The 26,888-nt window shown below is 71.6% G+C and carries 26 protein-coding genes; 11 read left to right on the top strand and 15 right to left on the bottom strand.

The features are described 5' to 3' along the window. Window positions 1-317: 317 nt before the first annotated feature. The 4 genes from G3I78_RS33510 to G3I78_RS33495 are packed head-to-tail and all read right to left on the bottom strand — an operon-like array spanning window position 318 to window position 3,347. Window positions 318-1,085 (bottom strand): hypothetical protein, encoded by a 768-nt coding sequence (locus G3I78_RS33510; protein WP_164431594.1) that lies wholly within the window; start codon window positions 1,083-1,085, stop codon window positions 318-320. Further along, window positions 1,082-2,044: a hypothetical protein gene (locus G3I78_RS33505; RefSeq protein ID WP_164431593.1), complete on the bottom strand. Its 963-nt coding sequence runs from the start codon at window positions 2,042-2,044 to the stop codon at window positions 1,082-1,084. The genes G3I78_RS33510 and G3I78_RS33505 overlap by 4 nt, the downstream gene beginning before the upstream one ends. Further along, window positions 2,041-2,958, bottom strand: a complete 918-nt coding sequence (locus G3I78_RS33500) for an ABC transporter ATP-binding protein (RefSeq protein ID WP_164431591.1) — start codon at window positions 2,956-2,958, stop codon at window positions 2,041-2,043. The genes G3I78_RS33505 and G3I78_RS33500 overlap by 4 nt, the downstream gene beginning before the upstream one ends. Further along, window positions 2,955-3,347, bottom strand: a complete 393-nt coding sequence (locus G3I78_RS33495) for a GntR family transcriptional regulator (protein WP_164431589.1) — start codon at window positions 3,345-3,347, stop codon at window positions 2,955-2,957. Before G3I78_RS33495 ends, G3I78_RS33500 begins: the two co-directional genes overlap by 4 nt. 121 nt (window positions 3,348-3,468) lie before the next feature. Between G3I78_RS33495 and G3I78_RS33490 the strand changes: the two genes are divergently transcribed. The 5 genes from G3I78_RS33490 to G3I78_RS33470 all read left to right on the top strand — a co-directional run bounded on the left by G3I78_RS33490 (window position 3,469) and on the right by G3I78_RS33470 (window position 8,064). After that, window positions 3,469-4,011 carry an RNA polymerase sigma factor gene (locus G3I78_RS33490; protein ID WP_164431588.1) on the top strand — a complete coding sequence of 181 codons (543 nt, stop codon included), beginning with the start codon at window positions 3,469-3,471 and terminating at the stop codon, window positions 4,009-4,011. Beyond that, complete coding sequence (locus G3I78_RS33485) at window positions 4,008-4,838, top strand: zf-HC2 domain-containing protein (protein WP_164431587.1); 831 nt, start codon at window positions 4,008-4,010, stop codon at window positions 4,836-4,838. Before G3I78_RS33490 ends, G3I78_RS33485 begins: the two co-directional genes overlap by 4 nt. Window positions 4,839-4,959: 121 nt before the next feature. Continuing rightward, entirely contained in the window at window positions 4,960-5,823 is an 864-nt protein-coding gene (locus tag G3I78_RS33480; protein WP_164431586.1) for an ABC transporter ATP-binding protein, read from the top strand. Continuing rightward, window positions 5,820-7,364: an ABC transporter permease gene (locus G3I78_RS33475; RefSeq protein WP_164431585.1), complete on the top strand. Its 1,545-nt coding sequence runs from the start codon at window positions 5,820-5,822 to the stop codon at window positions 7,362-7,364. Before G3I78_RS33480 ends, G3I78_RS33475 begins: the two co-directional genes overlap by 4 nt. 31 nt (window positions 7,365-7,395) lie before the next feature. Then, window positions 7,396-8,064: an ABC transporter gene (locus G3I78_RS33470; protein WP_343243918.1), complete on the top strand. Its 669-nt coding sequence runs from the start codon at window positions 7,396-7,398 to the stop codon at window positions 8,062-8,064. Between the two features lie 27 nt (window positions 8,065-8,091). Here G3I78_RS33470 and mshD read toward each other — a convergent pair whose 3' ends face one another. Beyond that, window positions 8,092-9,018, bottom strand: a complete 927-nt coding sequence (gene mshD, locus G3I78_RS33465; RefSeq protein ID WP_164431584.1) for a mycothiol synthase — start codon at window positions 9,016-9,018, stop codon at window positions 8,092-8,094. Between the two features lie 154 nt (window positions 9,019-9,172). On the opposite strand from mshD, the gene G3I78_RS33460 reads away from it, so the two are divergent. From G3I78_RS33460 to G3I78_RS33450, 3 genes are all read left to right on the top strand, one after another. Then, window positions 9,173-11,005, top strand: a complete 1,833-nt coding sequence (locus G3I78_RS33460; RefSeq protein ID WP_164431583.1) for a bifunctional metallophosphatase/5'-nucleotidase — start codon at window positions 9,173-9,175, stop codon at window positions 11,003-11,005. Window positions 11,006-11,109: 104 nt separating this feature from the next. Then, complete coding sequence (locus tag G3I78_RS33455; protein WP_164431581.1) at window positions 11,110-12,216, top strand: DUF2993 domain-containing protein; 1,107 nt, start codon at window positions 11,110-11,112, stop codon at window positions 12,214-12,216. Window positions 12,217-12,982: 766 nt separating this feature from the next. Further along, on the top strand, window positions 12,983-14,740 hold the full coding sequence (locus G3I78_RS33450) for an ABC transporter ATP-binding protein (protein ID WP_164431579.1): 1,758 nt from the start codon (window positions 12,983-12,985) through the stop codon (window positions 14,738-14,740). Here G3I78_RS33450 and G3I78_RS33445 read toward each other — a convergent pair. The 8 genes from G3I78_RS33445 to G3I78_RS33410 all read right to left on the bottom strand — a co-directional run bounded on the left by G3I78_RS33445 (window position 14,683) and on the right by G3I78_RS33410 (window position 23,367). Continuing rightward, window positions 14,683-15,411: a response regulator transcription factor gene (locus G3I78_RS33445; protein WP_164431577.1), complete on the bottom strand. Its 729-nt coding sequence runs from the start codon at window positions 15,409-15,411 to the stop codon at window positions 14,683-14,685. The two genes, G3I78_RS33450 and G3I78_RS33445, sit on opposite strands and share 58 nt — an antisense overlap. Before the next feature lie 192 nt (window positions 15,412-15,603). Then, window positions 15,604-17,655 carry a pectinesterase family protein gene (locus G3I78_RS33440; protein ID WP_164431575.1) on the bottom strand — a complete coding sequence of 684 codons (2,052 nt, stop codon included), beginning with the start codon at window positions 17,653-17,655 and terminating at the stop codon, window positions 15,604-15,606. Window positions 17,656-17,728: 73 nt separating this feature from the next. Beyond that, window positions 17,729-19,168: a HAMP domain-containing sensor histidine kinase gene (locus G3I78_RS33435; RefSeq protein WP_164431573.1), complete on the bottom strand. Its 1,440-nt coding sequence runs from the start codon at window positions 19,166-19,168 to the stop codon at window positions 17,729-17,731. Continuing rightward, window positions 19,165-19,902 (bottom strand): response regulator transcription factor, encoded by a 738-nt coding sequence (locus tag G3I78_RS33430; RefSeq protein WP_164431571.1) that lies wholly within the window; start codon window positions 19,900-19,902, stop codon window positions 19,165-19,167. Before G3I78_RS33430 ends, G3I78_RS33435 begins: the two co-directional genes overlap by 4 nt. Before the next feature lie 107 nt (window positions 19,903-20,009). Further along, window positions 20,010-20,189: a hypothetical protein gene (locus G3I78_RS33425; protein WP_164431569.1), complete on the bottom strand. Its 180-nt coding sequence runs from the start codon at window positions 20,187-20,189 to the stop codon at window positions 20,010-20,012. 48 nt (window positions 20,190-20,237) lie between these two features. Next, the gene (locus G3I78_RS33420; protein WP_164431567.1) at window positions 20,238-21,326 is read right to left on the bottom strand and encodes a trypsin-like peptidase domain-containing protein; all 1,089 of its coding nucleotides are present in this window, start codon (window positions 21,324-21,326) and stop codon (window positions 20,238-20,240) included. A 131-nt stretch (window positions 21,327-21,457) separates the two neighbouring features. Further along, complete coding sequence (locus G3I78_RS33415) at window positions 21,458-22,480, bottom strand: LacI family DNA-binding transcriptional regulator (protein WP_164431565.1); 1,023 nt, start codon at window positions 22,478-22,480, stop codon at window positions 21,458-21,460. Between the two features lie 119 nt (window positions 22,481-22,599). After that, on the bottom strand, window positions 22,600-23,367 hold the full coding sequence (locus tag G3I78_RS33410) for a response regulator transcription factor (RefSeq protein ID WP_164431563.1): 768 nt from the start codon (window positions 23,365-23,367) through the stop codon (window positions 22,600-22,602). 119 nt (window positions 23,368-23,486) lie between these two features. On the opposite strand from G3I78_RS33410, the gene G3I78_RS33405 reads away from it, so the two are divergent. The 3 genes from G3I78_RS33405 to G3I78_RS33395 are packed head-to-tail and all read left to right on the top strand — an operon-like array spanning window position 23,487 to window position 25,718. Beyond that, the gene (locus G3I78_RS33405) at window positions 23,487-24,356 is read left to right on the top strand and encodes an alpha/beta fold hydrolase (RefSeq protein ID WP_164431561.1); all 870 of its coding nucleotides are present in this window, start codon (window positions 23,487-23,489) and stop codon (window positions 24,354-24,356) included. A gap of 37 nt (window positions 24,357-24,393) precedes the next feature. Continuing rightward, complete coding sequence (locus G3I78_RS33400) at window positions 24,394-24,648, top strand: MoaD/ThiS family protein (RefSeq protein WP_123761663.1); 255 nt, start codon at window positions 24,394-24,396, stop codon at window positions 24,646-24,648. A gap of 2 nt (window positions 24,649-24,650) precedes the next feature. Then, window positions 24,651-25,718 (top strand): hypothetical protein, encoded by a 1,068-nt coding sequence (locus G3I78_RS33395; protein WP_164431559.1) that lies wholly within the window; start codon window positions 24,651-24,653, stop codon window positions 25,716-25,718. On the opposite strand, the gene G3I78_RS33390 is transcribed toward G3I78_RS33395, so the two are convergent. Together G3I78_RS33390 and G3I78_RS33385 are read right to left on the bottom strand one after the other, a co-directional pair. Next, a complete protein-coding gene (locus tag G3I78_RS33390; RefSeq protein ID WP_164431557.1) occupies window positions 25,708-25,902 on the bottom strand; it encodes a DUF397 domain-containing protein in 195 nt (64 codons plus the stop codon). The two genes, G3I78_RS33395 and G3I78_RS33390, sit on opposite strands and share 11 nt — an antisense overlap. Continuing rightward, window positions 25,884-26,726 carry a helix-turn-helix transcriptional regulator gene (locus G3I78_RS33385; RefSeq protein ID WP_164431555.1) on the bottom strand — a complete coding sequence of 281 codons (843 nt, stop codon included), beginning with the start codon at window positions 26,724-26,726 and terminating at the stop codon, window positions 25,884-25,886. The genes G3I78_RS33390 and G3I78_RS33385 overlap by 19 nt, the downstream gene beginning before the upstream one ends. Window positions 26,727-26,888 lie beyond the last annotated feature (162 nt).

Genomic DNA, 26,888 nt, shown 5'->3' with positions numbered 1-26,888 from the left:
CTGAGGCCTGCGGCGGCCTGCTCGGCTTCGGTGGGGCCTGCTGTAGCGCGTCCTCGTGGTGGTGGGGTCGGGGCCGGGGTGGGGGGTATCCGTCCTCGGTCCGGCGGCTCGGTCCGTGCCAGAAGGTCTCGGTAACGGACGCCGGCCGCTGCGGGCGGACACCCCCCACCCCGTCCCCTGCGCGCCGTACGCGGCCAACGGCCCGTCGTGGCGCACGTCAGGTGCAACTCCCTAGGGGCGCGGGGAACTGCGCGACCAGCCACGACGCACCCGCACCCGCCAGACAACCGAACCCGGCACCCCCATACGCGCCCGGTTCAAGCAGATCGGCGGCGGAGTTGCCAGAAGGCGGCCCCCGTGGCCAGGGCTGTGGCTGTCAGGAGCAGGGCTGTTTCGGTGAGGTGGGCCGGCCAGAAGGCGGAGGTGGAGGCGGAGCCGGAGGTGGGGCGGAGGGACTGGAGGTAGTGGTTGAGGAGGGTTGTGGCTGTGACCGCTATGGCTGCGGAGGGGAGGGGGCGGGCCAGCAAGAGGGCCGTGAGGGTGCCGATGGCGAGGGCGCAGAGGGGGTAGGCCACCACCAGAGGGCCGTGCGCGGCGAAGACGTCGTTGAAGTAGAGGTTGTCGCCCATGAGGTCGCGGTGGGAGGACCAGGCCCAGCGGTAGACGGGGACGAACAGGGCGCCGCCGAGGGTGAGGGCCAGGGCGGGGAGGGTGAGCTTGGTGGTGAGCCAGCGGGTCGGGGTGATGCCCTGGGACCAGGCCAGGCGGGCCGTGCCGCTCTCCAGTTCGCGGGCGATGAGCGCGCCGGCGGCCCAGGCGGCGACGGCCCAGTAGCTGTAGTACATGAAGGTGCTGACCCAGCCGATGGCCTCGCTGTAGCCGTGCCAGGCGCCGAGGCCGCACAGGGTGCCGTCCCTGGGGCACGTGGCCAGGCTCTCGCGGACGGAGCCGGCCGTGACCTCGGTGAGCCAGATCAGGTAGCCCACCGAAGCGAGGACGAAGACGCCCCACACGATCAGTGCCGCGCGGTGCAGCCGCAGCACGGTCCGGGTGAGCCCCAGCGTCGGGGCGGCCGGCGCGCTCATCCCGTCGCCACCCGCCTGCGCAGCACGGCGAACGCGAGGGCGACGACCACGGCGGTGAGGGCGAGCAGGGCGCCGGTCTCCAGGAGCTGGCGGGGCCAGTAGTCGGGGGACGGCAGGTACTCGCGGGTGAAGCGGACGATGTCGTGCTGGGCGAGGCAGGCCTTGCTCGTGTAGCACCCGGGGTCGGAGACCTCCGCGCCGGTGGAGGTGAACGCCGAGCTGCGGGAGTTCAGGTCCGGCGTCTGGTAGCGGCCCTGGAAGGGCCAGTGGTTGCCCCGGAAGGCGTACACCAGGAAGTACGCGAACCCGCTGAACGCCAGCGCGGGCAGGGTGCGGCGGACCGCGAGCCCGATCAGCGCGCCGAGGGCGAGTCCGAGCAGCGGGGCGGCGACGGTGGCCGGGCCGACGGAGAAGTAGAAGGAGCGGGGGCCGATGCCGGCGACGAGCAGATTGCCGTGGGCCGACCACAACTGCCGGTACAGCAGGGTGAGAAGGCTCATTCCTACGACGATGAAGGCGGCCGGCAGCGCCAGCTTCGCCGTGAGCCAGCGGGCCGGTGAGACCGACTGGGTCCAGGCGAGCCGCGCGGTCCCGCTCTCCAGCTCACGGGCGATCAGCGGACCCCCGGCGAACAGGGCGACGGCGAAGGACGCCAGGGTGAGCAGGGTGTCCGGGTCGTAGAAGAGGTCGTTGAACGCGCCCGAGGTGAAGTAGAGGAGCGTGTCCCCTGAGTAGGCGGCCTCCGTGACCCCGCCGCCGTAGCCGAACCGCTCCAGCTGTCGTGCGGTGTCGTGGGCGCCCGGGCCGGTCAGCCAGAGCAGGAAGCCGGCGGTGATCACCACGAAGGCGAGCCAGATCCACAGGGCGGTGCGGTGCAGCCGCAGGACCGTGCGGAGCAGGCCGCGCGGTGTCTGTCGTACGGCGGTCGCCGGGGTCTTCTCGAGGGTCGCGGTGCTCATGCGGTCACTGCCTCGGGGGTCGCGGTGGTGCCCGGGGTGAGCAGGGCGCGGGCGTCGGGGGCGCGGAGGTGGGCGAGCAGCAGTTCCTCCAGGGAGGGCTCCTCGGTGGCCCAGCCCTCGACGACCGGGCCGTCCCGGCGGATCAGGGCGGTGAGGCCGCGGCCCGCCGTACGGGACTCGATCACGGTGTGCGGGGCCAGGTCCGCGGGGGTGCCCCGGCCGGTGACCAGGGTGTGCGCGGCGAGCAGGTCGTCGATGCCGCCGCCGAGCCGGACCCGGCCGCCGCCCAGGAGCAGCAGGTGGTCGCAGGCGTCGGCCAGCTCGGCCACGATGTGCGAGGACATCAGCACGGTGGTGCCGTGCTCGGCGGCGTCCGCCATCAGGGTGCCCATCAGCTCGTGCCGGGCGAGCGGGTCGAGGTCGGCCATCGGCTCGTCGAGGAGCATCAGGCCGGGCCGCTTGCCGAGCGCGAGGGCGAGCGCGACCCGGGTGCGCTGGCCGCCGGAGAGCGCGCGGATCCGGGAGGCCGGGTTCAGGTCGCCCTGCTCGACGATCCGGGCGGCGCAGGCGGCGTCCCAGCGGGCCGGGTTGAGTTCGGCGCCCATGCGCAGGGTCTCGGCGATGGTCAGCTGGGGGTACAGCGGCTTGTTCTGGGCGAGGTAGGCGATCCGGTCGCGGGCCTCACCGGGCGCTCCGCCGAGGACGGTGAGCGTGCCCTCGGTGGGCCGCAGCAGTCCGGCGGCTATCGCGAGGAGGGTGGACTTCCCGGCGCCGTTGGGGCCGACCAGTGCGCTGATACGGCCCGTGGGGAGCCGGAAGGAGCAGCCGTCGAGGGCCGCTCCCCGCCTGCCGTACCGCTTGCCCAGGCCGGACGCCTCCAGGGCGACGGCCGGGGTGCTGCTGGTGGAACTCACTGGTCCCCCTTCGGGAAGTGCTCGTCGAGTACGGCGGTGAAGAACGCGTCGACGTCCTCGCGGCCCAGGCCCGCCGCCCGGGCGCGCTTGGCCCAGTCGTCGAGCCCGGCGCGCAGGGGCGTGTCGGCCGTGCGGTCGGCGGCGCCCAGCGTCCTGCGGACGAAGGTGCCGAGGCCGCGGCGGGCCTCTACCAGGCCCTCCCGTTCCAGTTCGCGGTACGCCTTGAGCACGGTGTTCGGGTTGATGGCGGTGGCCTCCACGACCTCTCGGGCCGTGGGGAGCCTGTCGCCGGGTTCGAGCAGGCCCAGCCGGAGGGCCTGCTTGGTCTGCTGCACGATCTGCACATAGGTGGCGACGCCGGAGCGCCGGTCGATGCGGTACTCGACCACGCGGACAACCACCCTTTCACTAATTGAGTAGTGAAAGGGTGGTGGAAGAGGGCCGCGAAAGTCAAGCGTGATTTCTTTGTCGCCGGTGAACCGGTCGGCGGGGGTCGTCCGATGAAGGGACGTGAGGGAAACGAGAAGCGACGGAGATCTGCTGCGGGCCATCGCCGCGGACGCGGACCGGCGCGCCTTCGAGGAGCTGTACCGGCGGTACGCGCCCTGGCTGCTGGCCAGGCTGCGCGGCCGGTGCGCCGATCCGGGCCTGGTCGACGACGTCGTACAGGAGACGTTCCTGGCGGTCTGGCGGGGCACCGCCAAATACCGCGAGGAGGGCGATGTGGCCGGGTGGCTGTGGCGGATCGGGTCGCGGCGGCTGATCGACGCACTGCGCGGCGACGGGGCGCGGGGGCGGCTCAGGCAGGCCCTGTCCCGGCTGCGCCACCGCGACGAGGTGTCCGCGGAGGAGCGCGTGCTCGCGGGGGTGGAGCACGGGGACCTCGCGGGCGCCCTCGTCCAGCTGTCACCGGAGCTCAGGGCGGTCCTCCAGGCCACGGTCATCGACGGCCTGACCACCCGCGAGGCCGCCGTCCTGCTCGGTATCCCGCCCGGCACGGTCAAGACCCGCGCGATGCGCGCCCGCAAGCAGCTGAGGGAGGCCCTCGCATGAGTACCTGGCATGTCGCCGAAGAAGACCTGCGGGCCTACGCCCAGGGCGAGTTGGCCGCCCCGCTGCTCTGGTCCGCCGACACCCACCTCGCCGCCTGCGCGCGGTGCCGGGGGGCGCTCGCCGATGTGAGCGACCCGGTCGCGCTGGACGCCGGGTGGGAGCGGCTGGACGCCGAGCTGGACGCGCCCCGGCCGGGGTGGTTCGAGTCGGTGCTGACGCGGGCCGGGATCGCCGACCACACCGCGCGGCTGCTAGCGGCCACGCCGGTGCTCAGGCGCTCCTGGCTCGCGGCCGTCCTGTTCCTGCTGGTGGCGACCGTGGGCGCGGTGCACACGGCCGCCTCGCCCACCCTGTTCCTCGCGCTCGCCCCGCTGCTGCCGCTCGCCGGCGTCGCGCTGTCCTACGGCCCCACGCTCGACCCGACCTACGAGATGGCCGTCGTCGCCCCCATGCACGGCTTCCGGCTGCTGATGATCCGCACGCTCGCCGTGCTGGTCACCGGCCTCGGACTGAACGGCCTCGCCACCCTCGCGCTGCCCGGCTACGGCCTGCGCGCCCTGGCCTGGCTGCTGCCCGCGCTCGCCCTCACCGCGACCGGCCTCGCGCTCACCCCCCGGCTCGGTCCGGTGATCGCGCCGTCCCTGGTCGGCGGCGCCTGGGTGGCCGTACTGCTGGCGGCGCAGTCCGCGCAGCACACCTCGGCCGATCCGCTCGCACCCTTCACCACGGCCGGGCAGAGCGTGTCCGCGGCGATCGCCGTGCTCGCCGCCGGACTGCTCTTCCTCCTCCGTGACCGCTTCGACTTCTTCAACGGGAGCGCCGGATGACCGCCGTTGTTCCCGCCGCCGGGCTCGGTCCGCGTGTGGGCGGGGCCTGTGCCGTGGAGGGTGCGGCCGGGCCGCTCTTCCTTCTCCGTGACCGCTTCGATCTCTTCAACGGGAGCGCCGAATGACCGCCACCGTCTCCGCCTCCGGGCTCAGCCTGCGCTACGGCGGCACCCGCGCCCTCGACGACGTGTCGCTGTCGCTGACGCCGGGGGTGACCGGGCTGCTCGGGCCCAACGGGGCCGGGAAGACCACCCTGTTGAGGGTGCTCGCCACCTCCGTGCCCGCCGACCGGGGCTCCTTCACCGTCCTCGGTGTCGACCCCGGCACCTCGCGCGGCCGGCAGTCGGTCCGGCGCTCGCTGGGCTATCTGCCGCAGACCCCGGGGCTCCACCCGGACTTCTCCGCCTTCGAGTTCGTCGACTACGTGGCGATCCTCAAGGAACTCGCCGACCGCACCGCCCGCCACCGCGAGGTGCGCCGGGTGCTCGACGAGGTCGACCTCGGGGACGTCCGGGGCCGCCGGATCAAGAGGCTGTCCGGCGGGATGCGGCAGCGGGTCGCGCTCGCCGCGGCCCTGGTCGGCGACCCCGGCTTCCTCGTCCTGGACGAGCCGACCGTCGGACTCGACCCCGAACAGCGCATGCGGTTCCGGGAGTTGATCGCTCAGGCCGGAGAGGGCCGGACGGTCCTGCTGTCCACCCACCAGACCGAGGACGTGGCGATGCTCTGCCACCGGGTCCTGGTCATGGCCCAGGGCCGCATCCTCTTCGAGGGCACCCCCGCCGAGCTGACCGCCCGGGCCGACGGCCGGGTCTGGAGCAGCACGGAACGCGCCCCCGGTGCCAAGGCCGGCTGGCGCACCGGCACCGGCTCCTTCCGCAACGTCGGCGACCCGCCCGCCGGTGCCGACCTCCTCGAACCCACCCTGGAGGACGGCTACTTGCTCACCCTCGACGACGCGGGCGCGGAGGTGACGGCCGCATGAGCCTCGCCATGGAGACGGCGGCCGAGTCCGCCGCCGCGCACGAGGACGCCCCGCGCCGCTCCTGGGCGGCCGTCCTCGCCCTCGCCCGCTTCGAGACGCGCGACCTGCTGCGGTACATCCCGGTGCTCGCGACCCTGCTGCTGTACGTCGGCTGGACCGCGTGGACGCTGTTCCACTCGAAGGACGGCATGGACGCGTTCCCGGCGCTCCAGAACGTCGACCGGGGCACCCAGAGCGGACCCCTGCTGCTGGGGATCGGCCTGTTCGTGTGCGTCAACCGGTGCACGCTGCGGTCCCGGCGCCGGGGCACCGACCGGCAGTTCGACGTACTGGCCATGGAGCGCTGGCGGCGTACGGTCGCGCACATCCTGTCCATCGTGCCGTTCGCGGTGTTCACCGCGCTGGTCGTGCTCGCGGAGTTCGCCCGGCAGGCCCTCAGGGCGGGCGCGGTGGGCCATGCCTCGCCCGCCGAACTGGCCGTCGGACCGCTGTACGTCCTGCTGTGCGGCGCGATCGGCGTGCTGCTGGCCCGGCTGATCCCGACCACCTTCGCGGCCCCGTTCGGGGTCATCGCGTTCGTCGTCCTCAGCTTGTTCGTCTCCGAGGCCACCAACGACGCGGCGTGGTCGCGCTGGCTGTCGCCGATCGTCAGCGAGAGCAGCGGCGACACCGTGCTCCCGTCGGACCTCGTCGGCCGCCCGGCCGCCTGGCACGCGCTGTATCTGACCGGTCTGTTCCTGCTGCTGGCGCTCGGCGCGGTGCTGGTGAGCGGCGGCCGGGAACTGTGGCTGAAGGCCGGTACGGCGGGCGCGCTCGCGCTGACGCTGGCCGGTGTGGTGGGCCAGTCCGGGGGCGTGTCACCGGAGTTGGCGGCCGCCCGGGCGCGGGCCACGGTCTCCCCGCAGAAGGAGCAGTCGTGCGTGACGCGCGGCGGCTCGACCTACTGCGCCTTCCCCGAGTGGACCGGGCACACGGGCACCTGGGCCGGGGTCGTGGACCGGGTCCAGTCGCTGGCCGGCGGTACGGCGGCCCGGCAGCCCCTTCTCGTACGGCAGCGGGTCGACGCCCGTTACGGGCTGAGCGGTGAGGGGGCGATCGAGCCGTTCACCGCGCCGGACCAGGTGACCGTGGGCACGCGGTGGGGCGGCAACCGGATCCCGGAGTTCGCGGTCGGCGTGGCCTCCGTGCTGGTCGCCGGGTCCGAGTCCAAGGGCAGCGACCTGTGCGACGGACGGGTGGTCACCACGATGTGGCTCGCCCTGGGCGGGGCCTCCCACCCCCTCGGTGAACTCAGGAACGTCCGCATCGACGACAGCGTCACCGGCTCGGCCTATGTCCTCGCCCCGACCAGCGGACTGTCCATGTCGGCCGAACAGACGGATGTCGTACGGGAGTTGCTGGGCCGGCCGCGCGGTGAGGTGACGGCTGCCGTGCAGCGGCACTGGGCCGAGCTGACGGCTTCGGGGGTCTCCACGACCCAGGTCGCGAAGGTGCTGGGCGCCGAGGTGCCGAAGGGGGCGAAGGACTGTGCGGAGGAGTGACGAAGGTGCCCGCCGGGCGCTGGTGGGGGCCGTGGCACGCACCCTGCCGTGGCGGGCGGTGGGCGCGGGGGCGGTCGTAGGACTGCTGGTCGTGGGGTTTCCGCGGCTGGTGTCGAGCCCGCCCGACGCGTGGCTCGGCCTCAACCTGCTCCGGGCCGCCGCGCTGGTCCTCGCGCTCGGGCTGGCGTTCCTCCTGGACGACCCGGCCCGGCAGCTCACCACCCCTGTCCCGACCCGGCGTTGGGTCCGGGCGGGGCTGCGGGTGGCGCTGGTGGCGCCGCTCGCCGCGGTGTGGTGGGCGGCTGTACTGGCCCTGGTCCCGGCGCCGTCCCGGCCACCGGTCGGCGCGATCACCCTGGAGGCCGTGACCACGGCGGCCCTCGCCCTCGCCCTCGCGTCCGTCGCCGTCCGCTTCACCGACGAACCCGAACCGGGCCCCTCGATCGCGGCGACCCTTCTCACCGTCGCCCTCCTGGCCGCCCTCCTCGTCCCGGCCCGCTGGGACCTGTTCGTCCCGGCGGGCGACCCCGACTGGCAGGCGGCACACGGTCGTTGGGCCGTGTTGTTGGCGGGCGCGGTCGTGGTGTGGGGGGTGTGTATGCCGGAGCCGTTGCGGCGGGGGCGAGGGAAGGGGAAGGCGGGGACGGGCCCCGGGACCGGGACGGGTACGGAGCGACGGTCCCGGCCGGCGCCGGCCTGAGCGGCCCCGCCCCCGCACACCCCGCCATCACGTCTCCGTGCGGTACATCAGATCCGTCTCGTACGTCGTGAAACCGAGTCGTTCGTACACCGACACCGCCGCCTTGTTGTCGGCGTCGACGTACAGCATCGCCGTCGGCAGGCCCTGTGCGGCGAGGTGGCGGAGCCCGATCGTGGTGAGGGCCTTGCCGAGGCCGCCGCCCTGGGTGCCGGGGCGGACGCCGAGGACGTAGACCTCGCCGAGCTGTTCGGCCGCGTGGACCTTGGTCCAGTGGAAGCCGATCGGCTCGCCGGAGCGGACGGCGAGGAAGAAGCCCGCCGGGTCGAACCAGGGCTCCGACTTGCGGTCGTCCAGGTCGCGCTGGGTCAGGGACCCCTGCTCGGGGTGGTGGGCGAAGGCAGCCGCGTTCAGCGCGAGCCAGGCCGTGTCGTCCTCGCCGGGGACGAACGCGCGGACCGTCACGTCGGCCGGGAGCACCGGGTCGGGCAGCTCCAGGCCGGTCAGCGGGCGCCGCATCTGCCGTAGCTCACGGAACAGGGTCAGGCCGAGGACCTGGGCGAGATGGCGGGCCGCGCTGTGGCCGCCGTGGGCCCACACCCGCAGCCGCTTGCCGGAGGCGGCGAGGAGCGCCGAGCCGAGGGCGCGGCCGTGGCCGCGGCCGCGGTGGGCCGGGTGGACGACCAGCTCCGCCGCCGGTGCCTCCACCGGGTCCGTGTCCTCCAGCTGCGCGTAGCCGATCAGTTCGTCGCCGAGGCTCAGCAGCAGATGGGACACGCCTTCGCGGGCACCGCCCCGCAGCTGCAACCGGCCCTGTTCGGACACCGCTTGCTGGCCGTCCGCCTGTGCGGCCTCGCCGAGGAGCCCGAGGACGGTCTCGGTCTGTTCCGGCGAGAGCGCCGAAAGGGTCTCGATGGAGCGGGAGATACCGGGGTGTGCGATGTCGTCGCTGGTCATGGCTACGAGGGTAAGGGGAGGTCCGGGCAAAGCGGCAGCAAAGAAGCAACCAGGATGTAACCATGAAACCTCTGTCGCGCTACGCGCGTTGACCCTAGGCTGCGCCGGGAACGGGGCCAACCTCACCAGAGTCAGCAGAAGCACAGGGGGGCTAATGCCAGCCACATCCCAGCCCGGCCGGCCGGCGCAGTCGGACCAGTCGGACGCCGGTCGCCGCAGACGTCGTACCTATCGACTGGTCGCCGCGACCGCCACGCTCGCCACCGTCGGCGCACCCGCCGCCGCCCTGCCCGCGGGCGCGCACGACAACAAGCACGGCAAGCCGCTGCCGAGCCGCTACCAGGACGTCCAGCTGCTGTCGTTCAACGACCTGCACGGCAACCTGGAGCCGCCGGCCGGTTCCTCGGGCCGGGTCACCGAGCTCCAGGCCGACGGGACGACGAAGACCATCGACGCGGGCGGTGTCGAGTACCTCGCCACCCACCTGCGCGAGGCGCGCAAGGGGAACGCGTACTCCGTCACCGCCGCCGGTGGTGACATGGTCGGCGCCTCGCCGCTGATCTCGGGCCTCTTCCACGACGAGCCCACCATCGAGGCGCTCAACAAGCTCGACCTGGACGTCACGTCCGTCGGCAACCACGAGTTCGACGAGGGTGCCAAGGAACTCGCCCGGCTCCAGAAGGGCGGCTGCCACCCCACCGCGGGCTGCTACACCGACAAGAAGTTCAAGGGCGCCGACTTCCCCTACCTCGCGGCGAACGTCCTCAGCGAGAAGACCGGCAAGCCGATCCTCGCGCCGTACTGGGTGTGGAAGAAGAAGGACGTCAAGGTCGGCTTCATCGGCGTCACCCTGGAGGACACCCCCGGGGTCGTCTCCGCCGAGGGCGTCAAGGGCCTGAAGTTCAAGGACGAGGTCGAGACGATCAACAAGTACGCCCGGGTGCTCCAGAAGCAGGGCGTGAAGTCGATCGTGGCCCTCATCCACGAGGGCGGGCAGCCCGCCTCGGGCTCGTACAACTACAACTGCGACTCCCCGGGCGCGGGCGACGGCATCTCCGGCCCGATCGTCGACATCGCGAAGAACATCTCGCCGTCCGTGGACGCCCTGGTCACCGGCCACACCCACGCCGCGTACGTCTGCACGATCCCCGACCCCGCGGGCAAGCCCCGCATGGTCACCTCGGCCGCCTCCTTCGGCCGGCTCTACACCGACACCACGCTGACGTACGACCGCTTCACCGGCGACATCGCCCGTACGGCCGTGAAGTCCGCGAACCACGTGGTCACCCGGACCGTCCCCAAGGCGCCGGACATGACCCAGCTGATCACCAAGTGGAACACCCTCGCGGCGCCCATCGGCAACCGCGCGGTCGGCTGGATCTCCGCCGACGTCCCGAGCACCGGCACCGAGTCGCCGATGGGCGACCTGATCGCCGACGCGCAGCTCGCGTACGGCAGGACGCTGGACCCGGACACCGATCTCGCGCTGATGAACCCGGGCGGGGTCCGCGCGGGCCTCACCTACGCGGCCAAGGGCACCGAGGGCGACGGCGTGGTGACCTACGCCGAGGGCTTCACCGTGCAGCCCTTCTCCAACACCGTGAACCTCCAGACCTTCACCGGCGCCCAGCTGGTCAAGGTGCTCCAGGAGCAGGTGAGCGGGTCGAACGCGGCCTCGCCGAAGATCCTGCTGCCGTCGGCCAACCTCACCTACACGCTGGACCTGACGAAGGCCGGCGCGGACCGGATCGTCGCCGACTCCGTGCGGCTCGACGGCACGGCCATCGACCCGGCGGCCACCTACCGCGTCGCGACCAACAGCTTCCTCGCGGGCGGCGGCGACGGCTTCACCACGCTGGGCCAGGGCACGAACGACCTGGTCGGCGGCGACGACCTCGCCGCGCTGGTGGACTACCTGACGGCCAACTCCTCGGCGGGCAGCCCGATCGCGCCGCCGGCGGCGAACCGGATCACGATCGTTCAGTAGATCGCTCGGAGACCGTTCAGTAGATCGCTCGGACACCGTGAGCTGAGTCGCAGAGTCCCTGGGCGGGTTGCGGGTGGGGGGTCCACGCATGATCGGATGGATCGATGCGTTCCCCCCACCACATACCCACGCATCCCCACCCATATGAAGCACCTCCGGCCCCGCCGACCCACCGCCGCACCAAGCGGAGGGGTCGACGGGGCCGCTTCGCGCTGAAGACGGCCGTCGCGCTGCTGACCCTCACCGCCTTCCTCACCCTCGCGGACCGCTGGGCCGTCCTCTACGCCGAGCACAAGGCCGCCGACACCCTCAAGCAGCGGCTACGGCTGTCCGCGGCACCCGAGGTCGAGATCGGCGGCTTCCCCTTCCTGTCCCAACTCGTGGGCCGGCGCCTGGAGTCGGTGAAGGTGACCGTCCCGGACGTGGCCGCCGACCGGGTCACGCTGGCCGCGGTGTCGGCGACGGCCCGTGACATCCGGCTCGACGGCGACGGCCCGACTTCCGTACGCGGGGCCCGTGTTCCGGAGCTGCGCGGGGACGCCCTGCTCTCCTTCGCCGACATGAACCGTGAACTCGGCGCGTCCCAGGTGACGTTCAGCGGTTCCGGCCGGGACCGGGTCGCCGTGCGCGGGACTCTCCCGGTCGCCGGGCACGAGCTGCGGCTGCGGGCCGATGTGCGGGTGGCGCGGGACGGGGAGCGGGGTGTCGCCACCCGGATCGGCGGGATGCGCCTGGACATCGGGGACCTGGCGACCTACCGGCCCGGCAGCCGCGCCTCGCAGGGCCTGCATCTGACCCGCGCGTCCGCCGACGCCCTGTCCCGCGAGACCCGCAAGGCCCGTGCCGTGCTGGCGGTGCCGTCCGTCGTGCGCGCGCTCGGTGTACCCGACGCCGATGTGCGCGAGGCCCAGCGGTCCGACACCGCGCTGGCCCGGCTGACCGGCCGCCCGGAGTTCGTACGGCAGGCCATGCGCCTCAACCTCCTCGACCTCGCCCTGGCCCACCCGGAGCTCCTGGACCGGCTGGGCCTGGACCCGGCACTCCTCGACGCCCTCTCCCGGCTGACCCGCCCGGTGCTGTCCGACCGGCTCTCGCTCGGCTTCCAGCTGCCCGAACCGCCGAGCGGGGACCTGCGGCTGCGGGACGTACGGGTGGAGCGGGACGGCATCCGGGTCCGGATCGCGGGCTCAGGACTGGCGGTCGGTCCGTAGAGGTCCGCAGATGTCCGTCCTTAAATTCTGTGTCAGCCATTCGATTCTCAGGCGACGCACATCCAGTCTTATTGAGGTCTAAGGCCAAAAGGCTTTTTCGGCGAGGGGAATGCCGTAATGTTTTCCATGTCGACAGCGAACGACACAAACGCAAAGGAGAGCATGATGAGCTTCCACAAGATCGCCCCGGTGAAGAAGACCCGCAAGCCCGCTCCGGCCCCCAAGAAGGCCCAGCCGAAGAAGCACACGCCGAAGCGCCGCCCGGTCGGCCAGAAGTAAGTCCCGGCTAAAACTCCCTGAAAACCTCGGAAAGAAGGACATGGTCATGAGCTTCCACAAGATCGCCCCCGTCAAGAAGGCCGCCAAGCCCGCCCCGGCGCCGAAGAAGAAGCCCGCGAAGAAGGCCGCGCCGAAGCGCCGCCCGGTCGCCCACAAGGGCTGACACAGAATTCACTGAAGTAAATCAAATTCATTCATAAGTAGTTGCAGCAGATCGGTAGAGGAACTGTTGCAGAACCAGGACAGTGAGGGATTCAGGCATGAGCTTCCACAAGATCGCCCCCGTCAAGAAGACCGCCAAGCCCGCCCCGGCGCCGAAGAAGAAGCCCGCGAAGAAGGCTGCCCCGAAGCGTCGCCCGATCGCTCACAAGGGCTGAGGCACAACGCCACGAGGCGGGGTCACCGGTTGGCGAGCGCGTCTCGCGCCGGGGGCCCCGCCTCGGCCGTCTCCCGTGCCGGGGACCGCCGTACCTGAAAGGGAGTCGTCATGAGGGAAGTCCGTGAGGCCTTCCGCCGTTTCTGGCCGCTGACCCGCGGCGACCGCAAGTGGCTCGCGGCGATCGTCGCGTGCGTGGTGGTGTCCGCGCTCGCCGAGACCGCCGCGATCCTGCTCTTCGCGGAGCTGACCGACACCGCGCTCAAGGCCGGCTCGCTCTCCGCGTTCTGGGGCCCGGCCGGCGCCTGGCTCGCCGTGGCCGCGCTCGGCGCGCTCGTCGGCTACTTCGGCAACTCCCTCGCGACCTGGACCGCCGAGAGATTCGTCCTCCGGCTGCGCGCGAAGGTCTTCCGGCACATCCAGGACCTGCCCCCGCACTTCTTCCAGAAGCACCGCCAGGGCGACCTGGTCGAACGCCTCACCGGTGACGTCGAGGCCATCGAGCAGATGGTCGTGTCCGGAGTCGTCGGCACGATCGCCGCCGCCTTCTCGGCCGTCTTCTACTCGGCCGCCGCCCTGTACCTGCGCTGGGACCTGGCCCTCGCCACCTTCGTCCTCGCGCCCCTGTTCCTGTTCGCCGCGCGCCGCTTCTCCGGCCGGATCAAGGAGGCCTCGCAGGACGAGCGGGTCGCGGACGGCGCGATCACCTCCGTGGTGGAGGAGTCGCTGGGCAACGTCGTGCTCACGCAGGCGTACAACCGCCGCCGCGACGAGGAGAAGCGCCTCGACCGCGAGGCCCGCGCCTGGATGAAGGCCAGCGTCCGGGGCGCCCGGCTCAGCGAGATGTACGAGCAGTTCGTCGAGGTCGTCGAGACGCTCTGCGTCCTGTCGGTCATCGGCCTGGGCGTCTGGGAGATCTCCGCCGACCGCATGACCCTCGGCCAGCTCCTCGCCTTCGCCGCCTTCATCGGCTACCTGTACCCGCCGGTCCGCAACCTCGGCCAGCTCGGTCTCACCCTCACCGCGGCCACCGCGGGCGCCCAGCGCCTGAACGAGATCCTGGACGCCAAGCCGTCGGTCGGCGACCCGGCCGAACCCGTCCCCGCCTGGCCGGTCCGCGGCTGGGTCGGCTTCCACGGCGTGGACTTCCGCTACCCGAACGCGCCCCGCGCCTCCCTCACCGACGTGTCCTTCACGGCCGCCCCCGGCGAGCTGGTGATCATCACGGGCCCGAGCGGCGCGGGCAAGTCCACCCTGTCCAAGCTCCTGACCCGCTTCTACGACCCCTCGGCGGGCGTGATCACCCTGGACGGCGTCCCGCTCACGCATCTGAACCTGGAGTTCCTGCGCGAGCAGATCGCCCTGCTCCCGCAGGAGACGCTGATCCTCAACGGCACGATCCGCGAGAACATCGAGACGGGCCGGCCGGGCGCGAGCGACGCGGAGATCGAGCGGGCGGCCCGCGCGGCCGTGGCCCACGACTTCATCGCGGCGCTCCCCGAGGGCTACGACACCGAGATCGCCCCGGGTACGGCGGCCCTCTCCGGCGGCCAGCTCAAGCGGATCACCATCGCCCGCGCGATGCTCCGGGCCGCGCCCGTCCTGGTCCTCGACGAACCCACCGCGGGCCTGGACTCGGTGGCCGCCCGCCAGGTGGTCCAGCCACTGCGCCGGCTGATGTCCGGCCGTACGACGATCATGATCACCCACGATCTGAGCCTGGCCCCGGACGCGGACCGCATCCTGGTCGTGGACGGCGGACGCCTGGTGGAGGCGGGCACCCACGCCGAACTGGTCGCCCGCCGAGGCTCCTACGCCCGTCTCCTCGGCCCGCTGCCGGAGGACACGATGGTGCTGCGCAGGCTGTAACCCGTCCCCCGCACGGTCTGGATGAGCCGCGGTCCGCCGTGGCTCTCCAGCTTTCTGCGCAGGTACATCACGTACACGTCGAGGGTGTTGGAGGCGGGCTCGAAGTCGAAGCCCCAGACCGCGTGGAGCAGATGGGCGCGGCTGAGCACGCGGCCCGGATGGCGCATCAGGTGGACGAGGAGTTCGTACTCGGTCCGGGTCAGCACCAGGTGCCGCCCGGCCCGGGTCACGACGCGGGTGCGGGTCTCGACGGCGAGGTCCTGGAAGACCAGCTGTGCCGGGGGCCGGACGGGCGGCGCGGGGGCGGACGCGGTGCGCCGCAGCAGGGCCCGGACCCGCGCGAGCAGCTCCTCCGGGGCGAACGGCTTCATCAGGTACCCGTCGGCCCCGTTGTCCAGCGCCACGATCCGGTCGCCGACCGCGTCCCGTCCGGTGATCATCAGAATCGGCACGGTGGACCCGGAGGCCCGGATCCGGCGCGTCGCCGCCAGCCCGTCGAGACCGGGCATGGAGACGTCCATCAACACGAGATCGGCCCCGGCCCCCACCAGATCGAGCGCCACCCGCCCGTCCTCGGCGAGCACCGTCTCGTACCCCTCGAACCTGAGCAGCCGGCCGATCCCCTCCCGCACGTCCACGTCGTCGTCGGCCAGCAGAATCTTCTCCGCCATCCGGCCAACCCTGGGGTGGAGGGCTGTGCTGGGGCTTGCAGGGGGATGTGGCTGAGCTGGGGACGGGCCCCGCCCGGGGGAGGACCAGGGCACCGGGACACCGGGTCCTCCGGTCCCACTACGTTCGAGCAGGGGCCTGAACGGCTTGCGGGGCGGCCCCGCTCGCTGACTCGTGCTCGGCTTCCGTTGATCTCAGGACGTGCTCGGGGTCCAGTCGCCCAGCCAGTCCGCGGTCTCCTGGGCGGAGGCCTGTGCGTCGGTCAGTTGGGGGCGGTCGGTGCTTGCGGGGCCCGCGCCCGTGCCGGTGTTCTTGTACTCGGCGAAGCGGTCGTCCTTCCAGGAGAAGCCGCTCATGTCGGTCCAGGGAGTGGACTTGACCGCGGCGCTCAGGGAGGTGTTGCGGACCGTGGTCTGGGGGTCCAGGGTCGCGTCGCCGCCGGCGTGCCAGGGGCGGCCCAGGTAGAAGCTCGCGGCGGAGACGTCACCGTTGACCGTCGAGCCCACGATGAGGAAGCCCTTGCGGTTCGCGGCCGTGCTGGGCGCGGTGACGTACCCGGCCGAGCTGCCGTCCCAGCGCTTCTTCAGCGTGATGACCGACCTGTCGATCACCGCGGTGGCCCGGCCGAAGACGAAGTCGACGTTGCCGACGACGTAGGAGTTCGCCATGTAGACCCGGCCCAGCTTCTCCTTGGCCGCGGTGTCCAGGAGCAGCGTGTCCTGGTCGCCGCTGACGATGACCCCGTCGAGGAAGACCTTGTCGGCGGCGGTGCGCAGCGCGACGGCCTGCTGGGCGATGTTCTGGTGCGCCTTCTCGTCGAAGTCGTTGGAGATCGTCAGGTTGCGGGCCTGGAAGTCGTCGGCCTCCACGGCGACGGTCGCGCTGCCGCCCGTGCCGTAGGTGCCCGAACCGTCGGGCTTCGGCGTGCCGGACGCGTTGTTGTAGACGATCACCGTGTCGTTGCGGCTGCCGCCCGACCCCTGGATCGTCACGTGCGGCTTGTTGGAGGGCACCTTGACGAGTTCGCGGTACGTCCCCGGCTTGACCGAGATGACCACCCGCGACGCGTTGCCCGCGGGTACGGCGTTCACAGCGGCCTGCACGGTCGAGTACTGCCCGCTGCCGTCCTTGGCGACGGTGAGCGTGGTGGCCGCCGCGGACTTGGTGACGGCGGCCGTCGTACCGATCGAACTCCGCGGCCCCGCACCGGACTTGAGCAGCGCCGGCACGTCGGCGGTCTTGTCCAGCGTGTACGGGTAGTACGTCCGGGGGTCGAAGGCGGTGCCGCCGCTCTCGTTCCTGCCGCTCGTCCCCACGAAGGTGTTGCCCTTCTGGACGACGCTCGCCGTACTGTCCCTGATCACGGGGTTGTCGATGCCCTGGAAGTAGGAGTTCTCCAGCACCATCTTCGTCGCGCCGCGCGAGTAGTTGCCGTACGAGGACTTGATGTCCGTCCCCGCCACGTCCTCCAGGTAGTTGTTGTAGAGGTGCGCGTGGGCGACGTTGTCCGTGGAGGGGTTGCGCTGCTCGGTCTCGCGGATCCAGTTGTGGTGGATCGTGATGTCCGCGGTGACGTTGTCGGTCCAGCCGATGCCGAACGCCTTGTTCTCCTGGCTGAGTCTGTTCCAGGAGACGGTCAGGTAGGTGGTGTCCTTGCGGCTGTCGATGAGCCCGTCGGCCATGTGGCGCAGGTCGTTGTGGTCGATCCACACATGGTGGGCGCCGTCCATCTGGATGGCGTCGAAGTCGTGCTCCTTGTCGTTCCAGACGCCCTGGTAGGCGTCCCGGATGGTGAGGTTGCGGATGATGACGTTGTGGACGCCCTGGCCGAGGAAGAAGCCGCCGCCGACGATGTGCCCGGACGTCCCGGACCCGACGATGGTCTTGTTCGACTGGACCTTGATCTCCTTGCCGACCGGGTCCATGGTGATGGCCGCGGCGACGACGATGACGTACGGCTCGCTCGCCGTCGCGTACTTCTCCAGATCGGCGAGCGTCCGCACGGTGACCGTCCGGCCGTCCCGGCCGCCGTAAGTCCCGTTCTGGCCGAGGGCGTTGACGGACGCGAACCCGTCCGCGACGTCCGTCGCCCAGGCCGGGGCGGCGGTCGCGGCGGACGCCGGGGACTGGGTGCCGGGGATCATGCCGTAGCCCATGACACCGGCGGCGCTCAGCGCGAGCGGGACACCGACCACGAGAGCCGTCTTCCTGCGGCGGTGGCGTGCCTTGCCACTGATCTCACTCATGCGCAATCCGTTCCGTGCGGGGGGTAGGGACCGCAGTGCAGTCGCCGCCCTCGCACGGAAGGTTGCCGCCTGTTCAGGCCGTGGGCGTCTCCGGCGGCGGCGTCGGCGCCCCCGGCAGCCGTACGGTCGCGATCGTGCCGCCGCCCTGGGCGTGGTCCAGGGTGACCTGGCCGCCGGCCTGTTCCACGGTGCGGGCGACGATGGAGAGGCCGAGGCCGGAGCCGGGGAGGGCACGGGCGCTCGGGGAGCGCCAGAACCGGTCGAAGACGTGGGGGAGTTCGTCGGCGGGGATACCGGGGCCGTGGTCGCGGACGGTCAGGATGCCGTCCGTCAGCCGGACGTCGATCGTGCCGCCCTCGGGGCTGAACTTCACGGCGTTGTCGAGGATGTTGACCACGGCGCGCTCCAGCGCGGCGGGCTCCGCGCGGGTGTACCAGGGCTCCAGCGACGCGTTGATCGTCAGCTCCGGGCCTCGCAGCCGCGCCCTGCGCAGAGCCGACTCCACGGTGTCCTCCAGCGACACCACCTGCACGCGTTCCCCGCGCTGCCCCTCCGACCTGGACAGCTCCTGCAAGTCGCCGATCAGCGAGGCCAGTTCGGTCATCTGCGCCTTCACGGAGGCCAGCAACGCCTTCCGGTCCGCCTCGGGGAGGGGCCGGCCGGTCTCCTCGCTGCGGGTGAGGAGTTCGATGTTGGTGCGCAGGGAGGTGAGGGGGGTCCGGAGCTCGTGCCCGGCGTCGGCGATCAACTGCTGCTGTAGCTCACGGGAGTTGGCGAGCGAGGAGGTCATCGAGTTGAAGGACCTGGAGAGGCGGGCGATCTCGTCCTCGGCCGCTTCCTCGACGGGGATACGGATGCTCAGGTCCTCGGTGCGGGCCACGTGCTCGACGGCCTCGGTGAGCTTGTCGACGGGCCGCAGTCCCGCCCGCGCGACGGCGAGCCCCGCGCCTTCGGCCCCGAGCACCCCGACACCGGAGACGAGCAGGAGGATCAGCGCGAGTTCGTTCAGCGTGGACTGGGTTCCCTTGAGCGGGGAGGCGAGGACCAGGGCGACTCCCCGGGAGTCGTTCTGGTCGACGCCCAGGTAACGGGTCAGCACCCGCACCGAGTTGCCGTCGGCGTCGGTGCCGTTGCGGAAGTAGAGGGTGTCGGCGTTCGCCTTCTCGATGACGTGCTTGTCGGCGCCGGTCACCTCGACCGTGCCCGGTGAGTTCGGGTCGACGCAGGGGTCGCCCTCCGCCTTGATCGCCTGGACGTAGTCGTTGCGACCGGGGAACACCTGGGTGTTCTTCTCCGGGGTCTGCGTGCACCTCTGGAGCAGCGACTGGACCGTGCCCGGTCTGCTCGCCATCTCCTTCAGGTCACCGTCGACCTGGTCGTACAGCTTCCCCTGCACGATGAACCAGCACGTCACCGAAACCGCCGCCACCGCGAACGCCACCGCCGCCGCGACCAGCATCGACAGCCGGGCGCGGATCGGGAGCGACCGGAAACGCCGTCCTACGCTCTTCACTCCGCCCCACCCTGCCGCAGTACATACCCCACACCCCGCACCGTGTGCACGAGCCGCGGCTCGCCCCCGGCCTCCGTCTTGCGGCGCAGGTACATCACGTACACGTCCAGGGAGTTCGACGACGGCTCGAAGTCGAAGCCCCAGACGGCCTTGAGGATCTGCTCGCGGGTCAGGACCTGGCGCGGGTGGGCCATGAACATCTCCAGGAGCGTGAACTCCGTGCGGGTCAGCTCCACCTGCCGTCCCGCGCGCGTGACCTCGCGTGTCGCGAGGTCCATCCGCAGGTCGGCGAAGGCGAGCGCCTCGTCCTCCTCCACCGCCCCCGCCCCGGCCGCCGCCGCGTAAGAGCTGCGCCGCAGCAGCGCCCGGACCCGGGCGAACAGCTCGTCCAGTTCGAACGGCTTGACCAGGTAGTCGTCGGCGCCCGCGTCGAGGCCGGTGACCCGGTCCCCGACCGTGTCGCGGGCCGTCAGCATCAGGATCGGCGTGGTGTCCCCGGCGCCCCGGATGCGGCGGGCCGCGGTCAGCCCGTCCATGCGGGGCATCTGGATGTCGAGGACGACGAGGTCGGGCCGGTACGCGGTGGCCTTGTCGAGCGCGTCCGCGCCGTCCACGGCGACCTCCGTGTCGTAGCCCTCGAAGGCGAGGCTGCGCTGGAGTGCTTCACGCACCGCCGGCTCGTCGTCGACGATCAGGATGCGCTGGGGGTCACGGTCGCCTTCGGCGGGGCTCATGGCTTCGGATTCCTCGGGTGCGGTGGGAAACGGCGGACTGAAGGTACTGAACGCTTTCAGCCTCGCACGGTTCCCCGCTGGCGCTGAAGGTCGAGCTGTCCCACGGGTCAGCCGCGTACGGTACGGCGGCGGGCGCGGGCGGCGGTGCCGCTCCGGCGGGCCGGCGCCGCGCCGGCCACCTCGGGTGCCCGCGGCTCGGGAGCGTGCAGTGCGTACGCCACTTCGAGGGCCAGGGCGAACCCGGCCGGGTCGCCGCCGGCCACCGTGTGCGAAACCTGCTGGATCATGACGTACTCCTTACGGGCGTGACGAGCGCTACGGGCGTGACGAGGGGGTCAGCTGTCGGAGCCGCCGGCGCGCAGCGTGGCGAGGTCGGCCTTGACGGTGTTGATCGGGATGGCGAAGCCGAGGCCGACGCTGCCGGCGCTGGAGGAAGACGAGGAGTCCGCCGCCGAGTACATCGCGGAGTTGATGCCGATGATGTTGCCGTTCATGTCGATCAGCGCGCCGCCGGAGTTGCCCGGGTTGAGGGACGCGTCGGTCTGGAGCGCCTTGTACGTCGTCGTGGACGAGCCGGTGTCGCCGTTGAACTGCTGACCGCCGAACTCGAACGGCCAGCCGCCGCCCTGCTGCTGTTGCTGCTGGCCCTGGCTCTCGTCCGTCGAGACGGTGACGTCGCGGTTCAGGGCCGAGACGATGCCGCTGGTGACGGTGCCGGTCAGGCCCTCGGGGGAGCCGATCGCCACGACCTGGTCGCCGACCTGGACGCCGGAGGAGTTGCCGAGGGTGGCCGTCCTCAGGCCGGAGGCGTTCTCCAGCTTGATCAGGGCCAGGTCCTTCTTGCTGTCGGTGCCGACGACCTGCGCGGTGTAGGTCTTGCCGTCGCTGGTGCTGACCTTGATGGAGGAGGCGCCGGAGATGACGTGGTTGTTGGTGATGATCTCGCCGTCGCTGGTGATGATCACGCCGGAACCGGTGGACTCACCGGCGTTGGAGCTGGCGTTGATCTCGACGATGCTCGGGCTGACCGCGGCGGCCACGCCGGAGACGGTGCCCTTGGCGGAGGACGGCACCACGTTGGTGCTGGTGCTGCTGGAGGCGACCGTGTCGTTGCCGGTCAGCTCCTGGATGCCGTAGGCGGTGCCGCCGCCTATGGCCGCGGCGACGATCGCCACGGCGGCGAGGAGCGCGAGGGGGCCGCGGGTGCGCCGCTTCGGGGCGGGGGCCGCGGGCTCGGCGGGGGGTGCGGTGAGGAGAGCGGTTCCGCCGTTGCCGTCACCGCCGGTGGCGAAGGCGGCGGGCGGCTGCGCCGGCGGGGGCGGCCACTCCGGGTTCACGGGCGACGAAGCGTGCTGCTGCTGGGCGCCCTGGTAGGGGTTCTCGTACTGCTCGTACTCGCCGTCGCGGCGGAAGCTCTCGGTCATGGCAAAAAGCTTGTCGCCCCACCATGAGAGCTGGCTGAGTGCTCCCTGAGAAGCCCGGCAGAACCTCGTATGCCCGATATAAAGCCGCCGCTGGCCTCCGGCCAGGTGTTCTCAGACGGCTCTCAGGAAACTCACTCGCACCCGCAGGACCGCCGCGTGACCAGCCGGGTCGGGAACACCTTCAGCCGCTCCCGCCGGGACCCCGCGACCCGCAGGCCGTCGTCCAGGACGAGGTCCACCGCGGACCGGGCCATCGCGGAGCGGTCCGAGGCGATGGTCGTCATGGGCGGGTCCGCCAGCGCCGCTTCCTTGATGTCGTCGAAGCCGATGACCGCGAGCTCGCCCGGCACGTCGATACGGAGTTCCCGCGCGGCCCGCAGCAGGCCGATCGCCTGGTCGTCGGTGGAGCAGAAGATCGCGGGCGGCCGCTGCGGCCCGGCGAGGATCTCCAGGCCCACCTTGTAGGCGTCGTAGCGGTTGTACGGCGCCTCGAAGAGCCGTCCCTCGGTGGGGAGCCCGGCGTCCTCCATGGCCCGCCGCCAGCCCTCGACGTGGTCGGAGACGGGGTCGCCCACGGAGGGGGTGTCGGCGGTGCCGCCCATACAGGCGACGTAGGGGTAGCCGTGGCCCAGCAGGTGCTCGACGGCGACCTTCGCGCCGTTGAGGTCGTCGAGGACGACGGCGACGTCGTCGATGGCCTCGGGCCGCTCGTGCAGCAGCACGACCCGGGCGTCCCACGCCTCGATCTCGGCGGCCGCGTTGTCGTTCAGCGCGTGCGAGACCAGGATCAGGCCGGACACCCGCATGCCGAGGAACGCCCGCAGATAGTGGACCTCGCGCTCGCCGATGTAGTCGGAGTTCCCGACCAGCACCATCTTCCCGCGCTCGGACGCGGCCTGTTCGACCGCGTGCGCCATCTCCGCGAAGAACGGCTGGCGCGCGTCCGGCACGATCAGGCCTATGAGGTCGGTGCGCCGGGACGCCATCGCCTGGGCGACCCGGTCGGGCCGGTACCCCAGCTCCTTGATCGCGGCGAGGACACGCTCGCGCGTGGCCGGGGCGACCGGCCGGGGTCCGTTGTTGATGACATAGCTGACGACGGCGGTGGACGTACCCGCCAGCCGCGCCACATCATCCCTGGTTACCTTGGCCACGCGCGGAGTCTACGCGGATGGACCCGCTCTGGGCAGGGCGTGAAGACGCTCCCTGTGCTCCCGCTGTGAGGGTTCCGTGGGTGCGTCGGTGCGGGAGCCATGCCCAGGCGCGGGGTCCGCTACGCCTCCACGCCTTCGAGGGCGGCGCTCTCGTCCGCATCCTCCGTCTTTGCCCGGTCCGCCTTGGCCTTCGCCTCGTCGCCCGACCGGTCGCCCTTCTCGGGCGTAACGAATCGATAACCGACGTTCCGGACGGTCCCGATCAGCGACTCGTGCTCGGGGCCGAGCTTCGCGCGCAGCCGTCGTACGTGCACGTCCACGGTCCGGGTGCCGCCGAAGTAGTCGTAGCCCCAGACCTCCTGGAGCAGCTGCGCGCGCGTGAAGACGCGGCCAGGGTGCTGCGCGAGGTATTTGAGGAGCTCGAACTCCTTGAAAGTGAGGTCGAGGACCCGGCCCTTGAGCTTCGCGGAGTACGTCGCCTCGTCGACCGAGAGGTCGCCGTTGCGGATCTCCATGGGGGAGTCGTCGTTGACGATCTGCTGGCGGCCCATGGCCAGGCGCAGCCGCGCCTCGACCTCGGCAGGGCCCGCGGTGTCCAGGAGCACGTCGTCGATGCCCCAGTCGGCGGTGACCGCGGCGAGGCCGCCCTCGGTCACGACCAGGACGAGCGGGCAGCCCGGCCCGGTGGAGCGCAGCAGCTGGCACAGGCTGCGCACCTGGGGCAGGTCACGGCGCCCGTCGATGAGGATGACGTCGGCACCCGGGGTGTCGACGAGGGCTGGGCCTTCCGCCGGAGCCACGCGCACGTTGTGCAGCAGCAGACCGAGGGCCGGCAGCACCTCCGTCGACGGCTGGAGTGCGTTGGTCAGGAGCAGCAGAGAACTCATACGTCTGGTTCCTCCTCGGTCCCGGCGAGGTCGCGGCTTTCGTATACAGGGGTATCCGAAAGCACAAAAGGACCCGGGGGCTGCGTCGCCCGAGTCCTGTTCCCAGGAGAATAGCCCACATGAGTAGGGATTCGGCAGGTCGTGTGGTGCGTTCCACGGTGCGTCCGCATGTCGAGACACACAGACGCGTACCTATACGGACGTTTCTGCGCACCGCAGACGGTGTGACGATCGATTCCGTATACGATCCGCCGCCCTTCGTATACGACGCTTCCCGGCCACCCGCGCGTGACCTGGTGTTCGTGATCGCGCACGGTTTCACCGGCGATGTGGATCGTCCTCATGTTCGCCGGGTGGTGGAGGCCTTCACGCAGTACGGCGCCGTGGTCACGTTCTCCTTCCGCGGCCACGGAGCCTCCGGCGGGCGCTCCACGGTCGGCGACCGCGAGGTGCTGGATCTGGCCGCCGCGGTGGCCTGGGCGCGTGAACTCGGCCACGCGCGCGTGGCGACGATCGGCTTCTCCATGGGCGGTTCGGTGGTCCTGCGGCACGCGGCGCTGCACCGCCCGGACGGGTCGGGGCGCGCGGGGCGCACGGGTGCGTACACCGACGCGGTGGTTTCGGTCAGTGCACCGGCCCGCTGGTACTACCGGGGCACCGCCCCTATGCGAAGGGTCCACTGGCTGGTAACCCGCCCCGCGGGCCGCCTGGTGGGCCGCTACGGATTCCGTACGAGGATCCACGACCGCGACTGGGACCCGGTGCCCCTCTCCCCGGTCGAGGCGGTCCCGCGGATCGCCCCCACCCCCCTCCTCATCGTCCACGGCGACCGCGACGGCTACTTCCCCCTCGACCACCCGAGGATGCTCGCGGCGGCGGCCGGCGACCACGCCGAGCTGTGGATCGAGCCCATGGGCCACGCCGAGCACGCGGCCGGCGACGAGCTGCTGGGCCGGATCGGGGACTGGGCTGTCACAGCGGGCGGCTAGCCTGGCCCCTGACATCACCGATCGATTGAGGAAGCGGATGCCAAAGGTCACGGTGCGCTACTGGGCCGCCGCGAAGGCCGCGGCCGGTCTCGCCGAGGAGCCGTTCGACGCGGCGACGCTCGCCGAGGCGCTGGACGCCGCGCGCGAGCGACACCCCGGTGAGCTGGTGCGCGTCCTGCGGCGATGCTCGTTCCTGGTCGACGGTGACCCCGTGGGCACCCGCGGACATGAGACGGTACGGCTGGCCGACGGCGGCACGGTCGAGGTGCTCCCGCCGTTCGCAGGAGGGTGACGATGACGAACCAGCCGTACGAGGGCTACGACCAGTATCCGCAGCAGGGCTGGCCCGCCCACGCCGAGCAGGGGTACGAAGACCCGCAGGCCGCGCAGCAGTACACCCAGCAGTGGCAGGGCCAGACCTGGGACACCCAGGTGCACACCCCGCTCCAGGCCCCGGCGGACACGGCGTATCTGCCGCCGCAGCAGTACGCGGCGGCCTACGCTCCCGCGCCGCAGGACCCCGCGTTCGCCTCGCCGCCCCCCGGCCCCGAGCCCGCCCCCTCCTCCGGCTACGGCCCCGCCACCGTCGCCGGGAACGCCCGCGTGACCGACGCCCAGCGCGCCCGCCTCGAAGGCCGGTCCCCGGTCATCGAGCCCGGCATCCAGCCCGCCGCGCTCACCGCACTCCTCGGCCTGCTGCTCGCCGGCGCCGCCGCCGTCGGGTCGTACGCCCTTCTCGTGCCCCTCGTCGTCCTCCAGGCCGTCACCGCGGCCGGCTGGTTCCGGCTCAACGGCATGTGGCCGGCCCGCCAGGGCATCGCGCTGGCCTTCCTCGGCGCACTGGCCTCGGACGCGGCCCTGCTGACGGCGGGCCGCTCGAACGCCCCGGCCGCGATCCTCGGCACCCTGGGCGTCTGGGTGCTCCTGAGCCTGGTCCTCCAGCTCCGCTCCCACGCCGACCCCGACGAGCGCATGTACGGCCTCATGGCGACCGTCGCCTCGGCAGCGCTGGCCATCCTCGCCACCGGCCACCTCGCGGCCGCCCCGGACGCGGTGTCCGTGGGCGCGGCGGCGGTCGCCGTGGCGATCCTCGCCCGCGCGCTGCCCCTGCCGACACCGGCCTCGGTCGTGGTGTCCCTGCTCGCCGCCGCCGGTGCGGGCATCGCCGTCGGCGGGATGACGGGCCTCGGCGCGAAGGGCGCGCTGCTGGGCGCGGGCGCGGCGGTGTGCGCGCTGATCGGACACCGGGTGGCGAGCTACGACTACCCGTCCCGCTTCGTCCACTTCACGGCGGGAGTGGCGCTGCCGCTGGCCGCGGCAGCGCCGGCGGTGTACCTGCTGGGCCGAGTGGTCAGCGCTTGACGTCTTCGACGAACGTCGCCCACGCGGACGCGGTGAAGAGGAGCGGGGTGCGGGTGGTGTCCTTGCTGTCTCGGACGGGGACGAGGGAGGGGACGTCGGCGGTGACTTCGAGGCAGTTGCCGCCGTCCGGGTTGCTGTAGCTGCTCTTGCGCCACGTCACGCCGCTCAGGTCGATGGCTCGCACGGCACTTCCTCCAACACTCGCAGGATGAACTTGCGTGACTCGGCCGGATTCAGCGCGAGGTCACGCATCGCATCGTATGCGTGGTGGAGCCGCTCGACCGACGCGTTTTCCTCGATCAGTTCGCCGCGGAGGGCGTTCTCCAAGTAGGCCACGGTCCGCCCGCCGAAGAGCCTCAGGAACATGACGTCGGTACTCACCAGGCCGTGCAGGCCTGCGCCCTGAGGCACCACTTGGAGCGTGACATTGCGCAGCTGTGACACTTCCAGCAGGTGCTCCAACTGCCCTCGCCACGCAGCCGTGTCCTGGAGGGGCGTGCGCAGCACCGCCTCCGCGATCAACGCCCGGAAGACGGGTGCGTCCTCTTCCTCCAGCAGCTTGCGTCGCCCGGTGCGGGCCTCGACCTGTTGGTCCAGTTGCTCACCCTTGGCCCCACCCAACGCGAGCAACTCACGGGCGTACCCGTCCGTTTGAAATAGCCCGGGCACGGTGCTGACGCTGTACTGCCACAGGCTCAGCGACTCCGTCTCCAGGATCATGTAGCGCCGGTACTGCTCCTTGAACTGCGTCGGATCCCCAACTGCCAGCTCCCACAGGGCAAGCAGCAGCCCCGGAGTCTCGTAGTACTGATCCAGCGCCTCGACCACCTCAGGCCCGCCGAGGCTCTGCCCCTTCTCCATCTTGCCGAGGGTCGACGGGTCCCAGCCCAGCCGCTCAGCCAGGTCCCGAAGGCTGTGCCCCTTGGCCGCCCTTAAGGACCGCAACTCCTCCGCGAAACGCACCCTGGGCTCGTAACTCCGCCCCGTCACCACCCGCCGCTGCGGCACTGCGACCTCCCTGCCCTGCTGTGGAATTTGTGGAATTTGGAGGGCCCGCTGTGGAATTTGGGCCCGTTCTCGTCGCGCCCATCCACCTCCCTGGGTCATGCTCTTAAGCACCCAGGACTGCACAGAGTATTTCAACTGTCGCATTACGTATAGATGTTGGGC

It is taken from the genome of Streptomyces sp. SID13726, assembly GCF_010548375.1.
GTDB lineage: Bacteria > Actinomycetota > Actinomycetes > Streptomycetales > Streptomycetaceae > Streptomyces.
This window is presented reverse-complemented; position numbering and strand designations above follow the sequence as displayed.

What these genes read in the sequence shown, in the direction of transcription:
- G3I78_RS33450 (WP_164431579.1), top strand. Translation starts at nt 12,983, where the DNA reads ATGAGGGAAGTCCGTGAGGCCTTCCGCCGTTTCTGGCCGCTGACCCGC.
- G3I78_RS33510 (WP_164431594.1), bottom strand. Translation starts at nt 1,085, where the DNA reads ATGAGCGCGCCGGCCGCCCCGACGCTGGGGCTCACCCGGACCGTGCTG.
- G3I78_RS33405 (WP_164431561.1), top strand. Translation starts at nt 23,487, where the DNA reads ATGAGTAGGGATTCGGCAGGTCGTGTGGTGCGTTCCACGGTGCGTCCG.
- G3I78_RS33485 (WP_164431587.1), top strand. Translation starts at nt 4,008, where the DNA reads ATGAGTACCTGGCATGTCGCCGAAGAAGACCTGCGGGCCTACGCCCAG.
- G3I78_RS33455 (WP_164431581.1), top strand. Translation starts at nt 11,110, where the DNA reads ATGCGTTCCCCCCACCACATACCCACGCATCCCCACCCATATGAAGCA.
- G3I78_RS33445 (WP_164431577.1), bottom strand. Translation starts at nt 15,411, where the DNA reads ATGGCGGAGAAGATTCTGCTGGCCGACGACGACGTGGACGTGCGGGAG.
- G3I78_RS33480 (WP_164431586.1), top strand. Translation starts at nt 4,960, where the DNA reads ATGACCGCCACCGTCTCCGCCTCCGGGCTCAGCCTGCGCTACGGCGGC.
- mshD (WP_164431584.1), bottom strand. Translation starts at nt 9,018, where the DNA reads ATGACCAGCGACGACATCGCACACCCCGGTATCTCCCGCTCCATCGAG.
- G3I78_RS33420 (WP_164431567.1), bottom strand. Translation starts at nt 21,326, where the DNA reads ATGACCGAGAGCTTCCGCCGCGACGGCGAGTACGAGCAGTACGAGAAC.
- G3I78_RS33440 (WP_164431575.1), bottom strand. Translation starts at nt 17,655, where the DNA reads ATGAGTGAGATCAGTGGCAAGGCACGCCACCGCCGCAGGAAGACGGCT.
- G3I78_RS33400 (WP_123761663.1), top strand. Translation starts at nt 24,394, where the DNA reads ATGCCAAAGGTCACGGTGCGCTACTGGGCCGCCGCGAAGGCCGCGGCC.
- G3I78_RS33505 (WP_164431593.1), bottom strand. Translation starts at nt 2,044, where the DNA reads ATGAGCACCGCGACCCTCGAGAAGACCCCGGCGACCGCCGTACGACAG.
- G3I78_RS33430 (WP_164431571.1), bottom strand. Translation starts at nt 19,902, where the DNA reads ATGAGCCCCGCCGAAGGCGACCGTGACCCCCAGCGCATCCTGATCGTC.
- G3I78_RS33460 (WP_164431583.1), top strand. Translation starts at nt 9,173, where the DNA reads ATGCCAGCCACATCCCAGCCCGGCCGGCCGGCGCAGTCGGACCAGTCG.
- G3I78_RS33395 (WP_164431559.1), top strand. Translation starts at nt 24,651, where the DNA reads ATGACGAACCAGCCGTACGAGGGCTACGACCAGTATCCGCAGCAGGGC.
- G3I78_RS33410 (WP_164431563.1), bottom strand. Translation starts at nt 23,367, where the DNA reads ATGAGTTCTCTGCTGCTCCTGACCAACGCACTCCAGCCGTCGACGGAG.
- G3I78_RS33475 (WP_164431585.1), top strand. Translation starts at nt 5,820, where the DNA reads ATGAGCCTCGCCATGGAGACGGCGGCCGAGTCCGCCGCCGCGCACGAG.
- G3I78_RS33425 (WP_164431569.1), bottom strand. Translation starts at nt 20,189, where the DNA reads ATGATCCAGCAGGTTTCGCACACGGTGGCCGGCGGCGACCCGGCCGGG.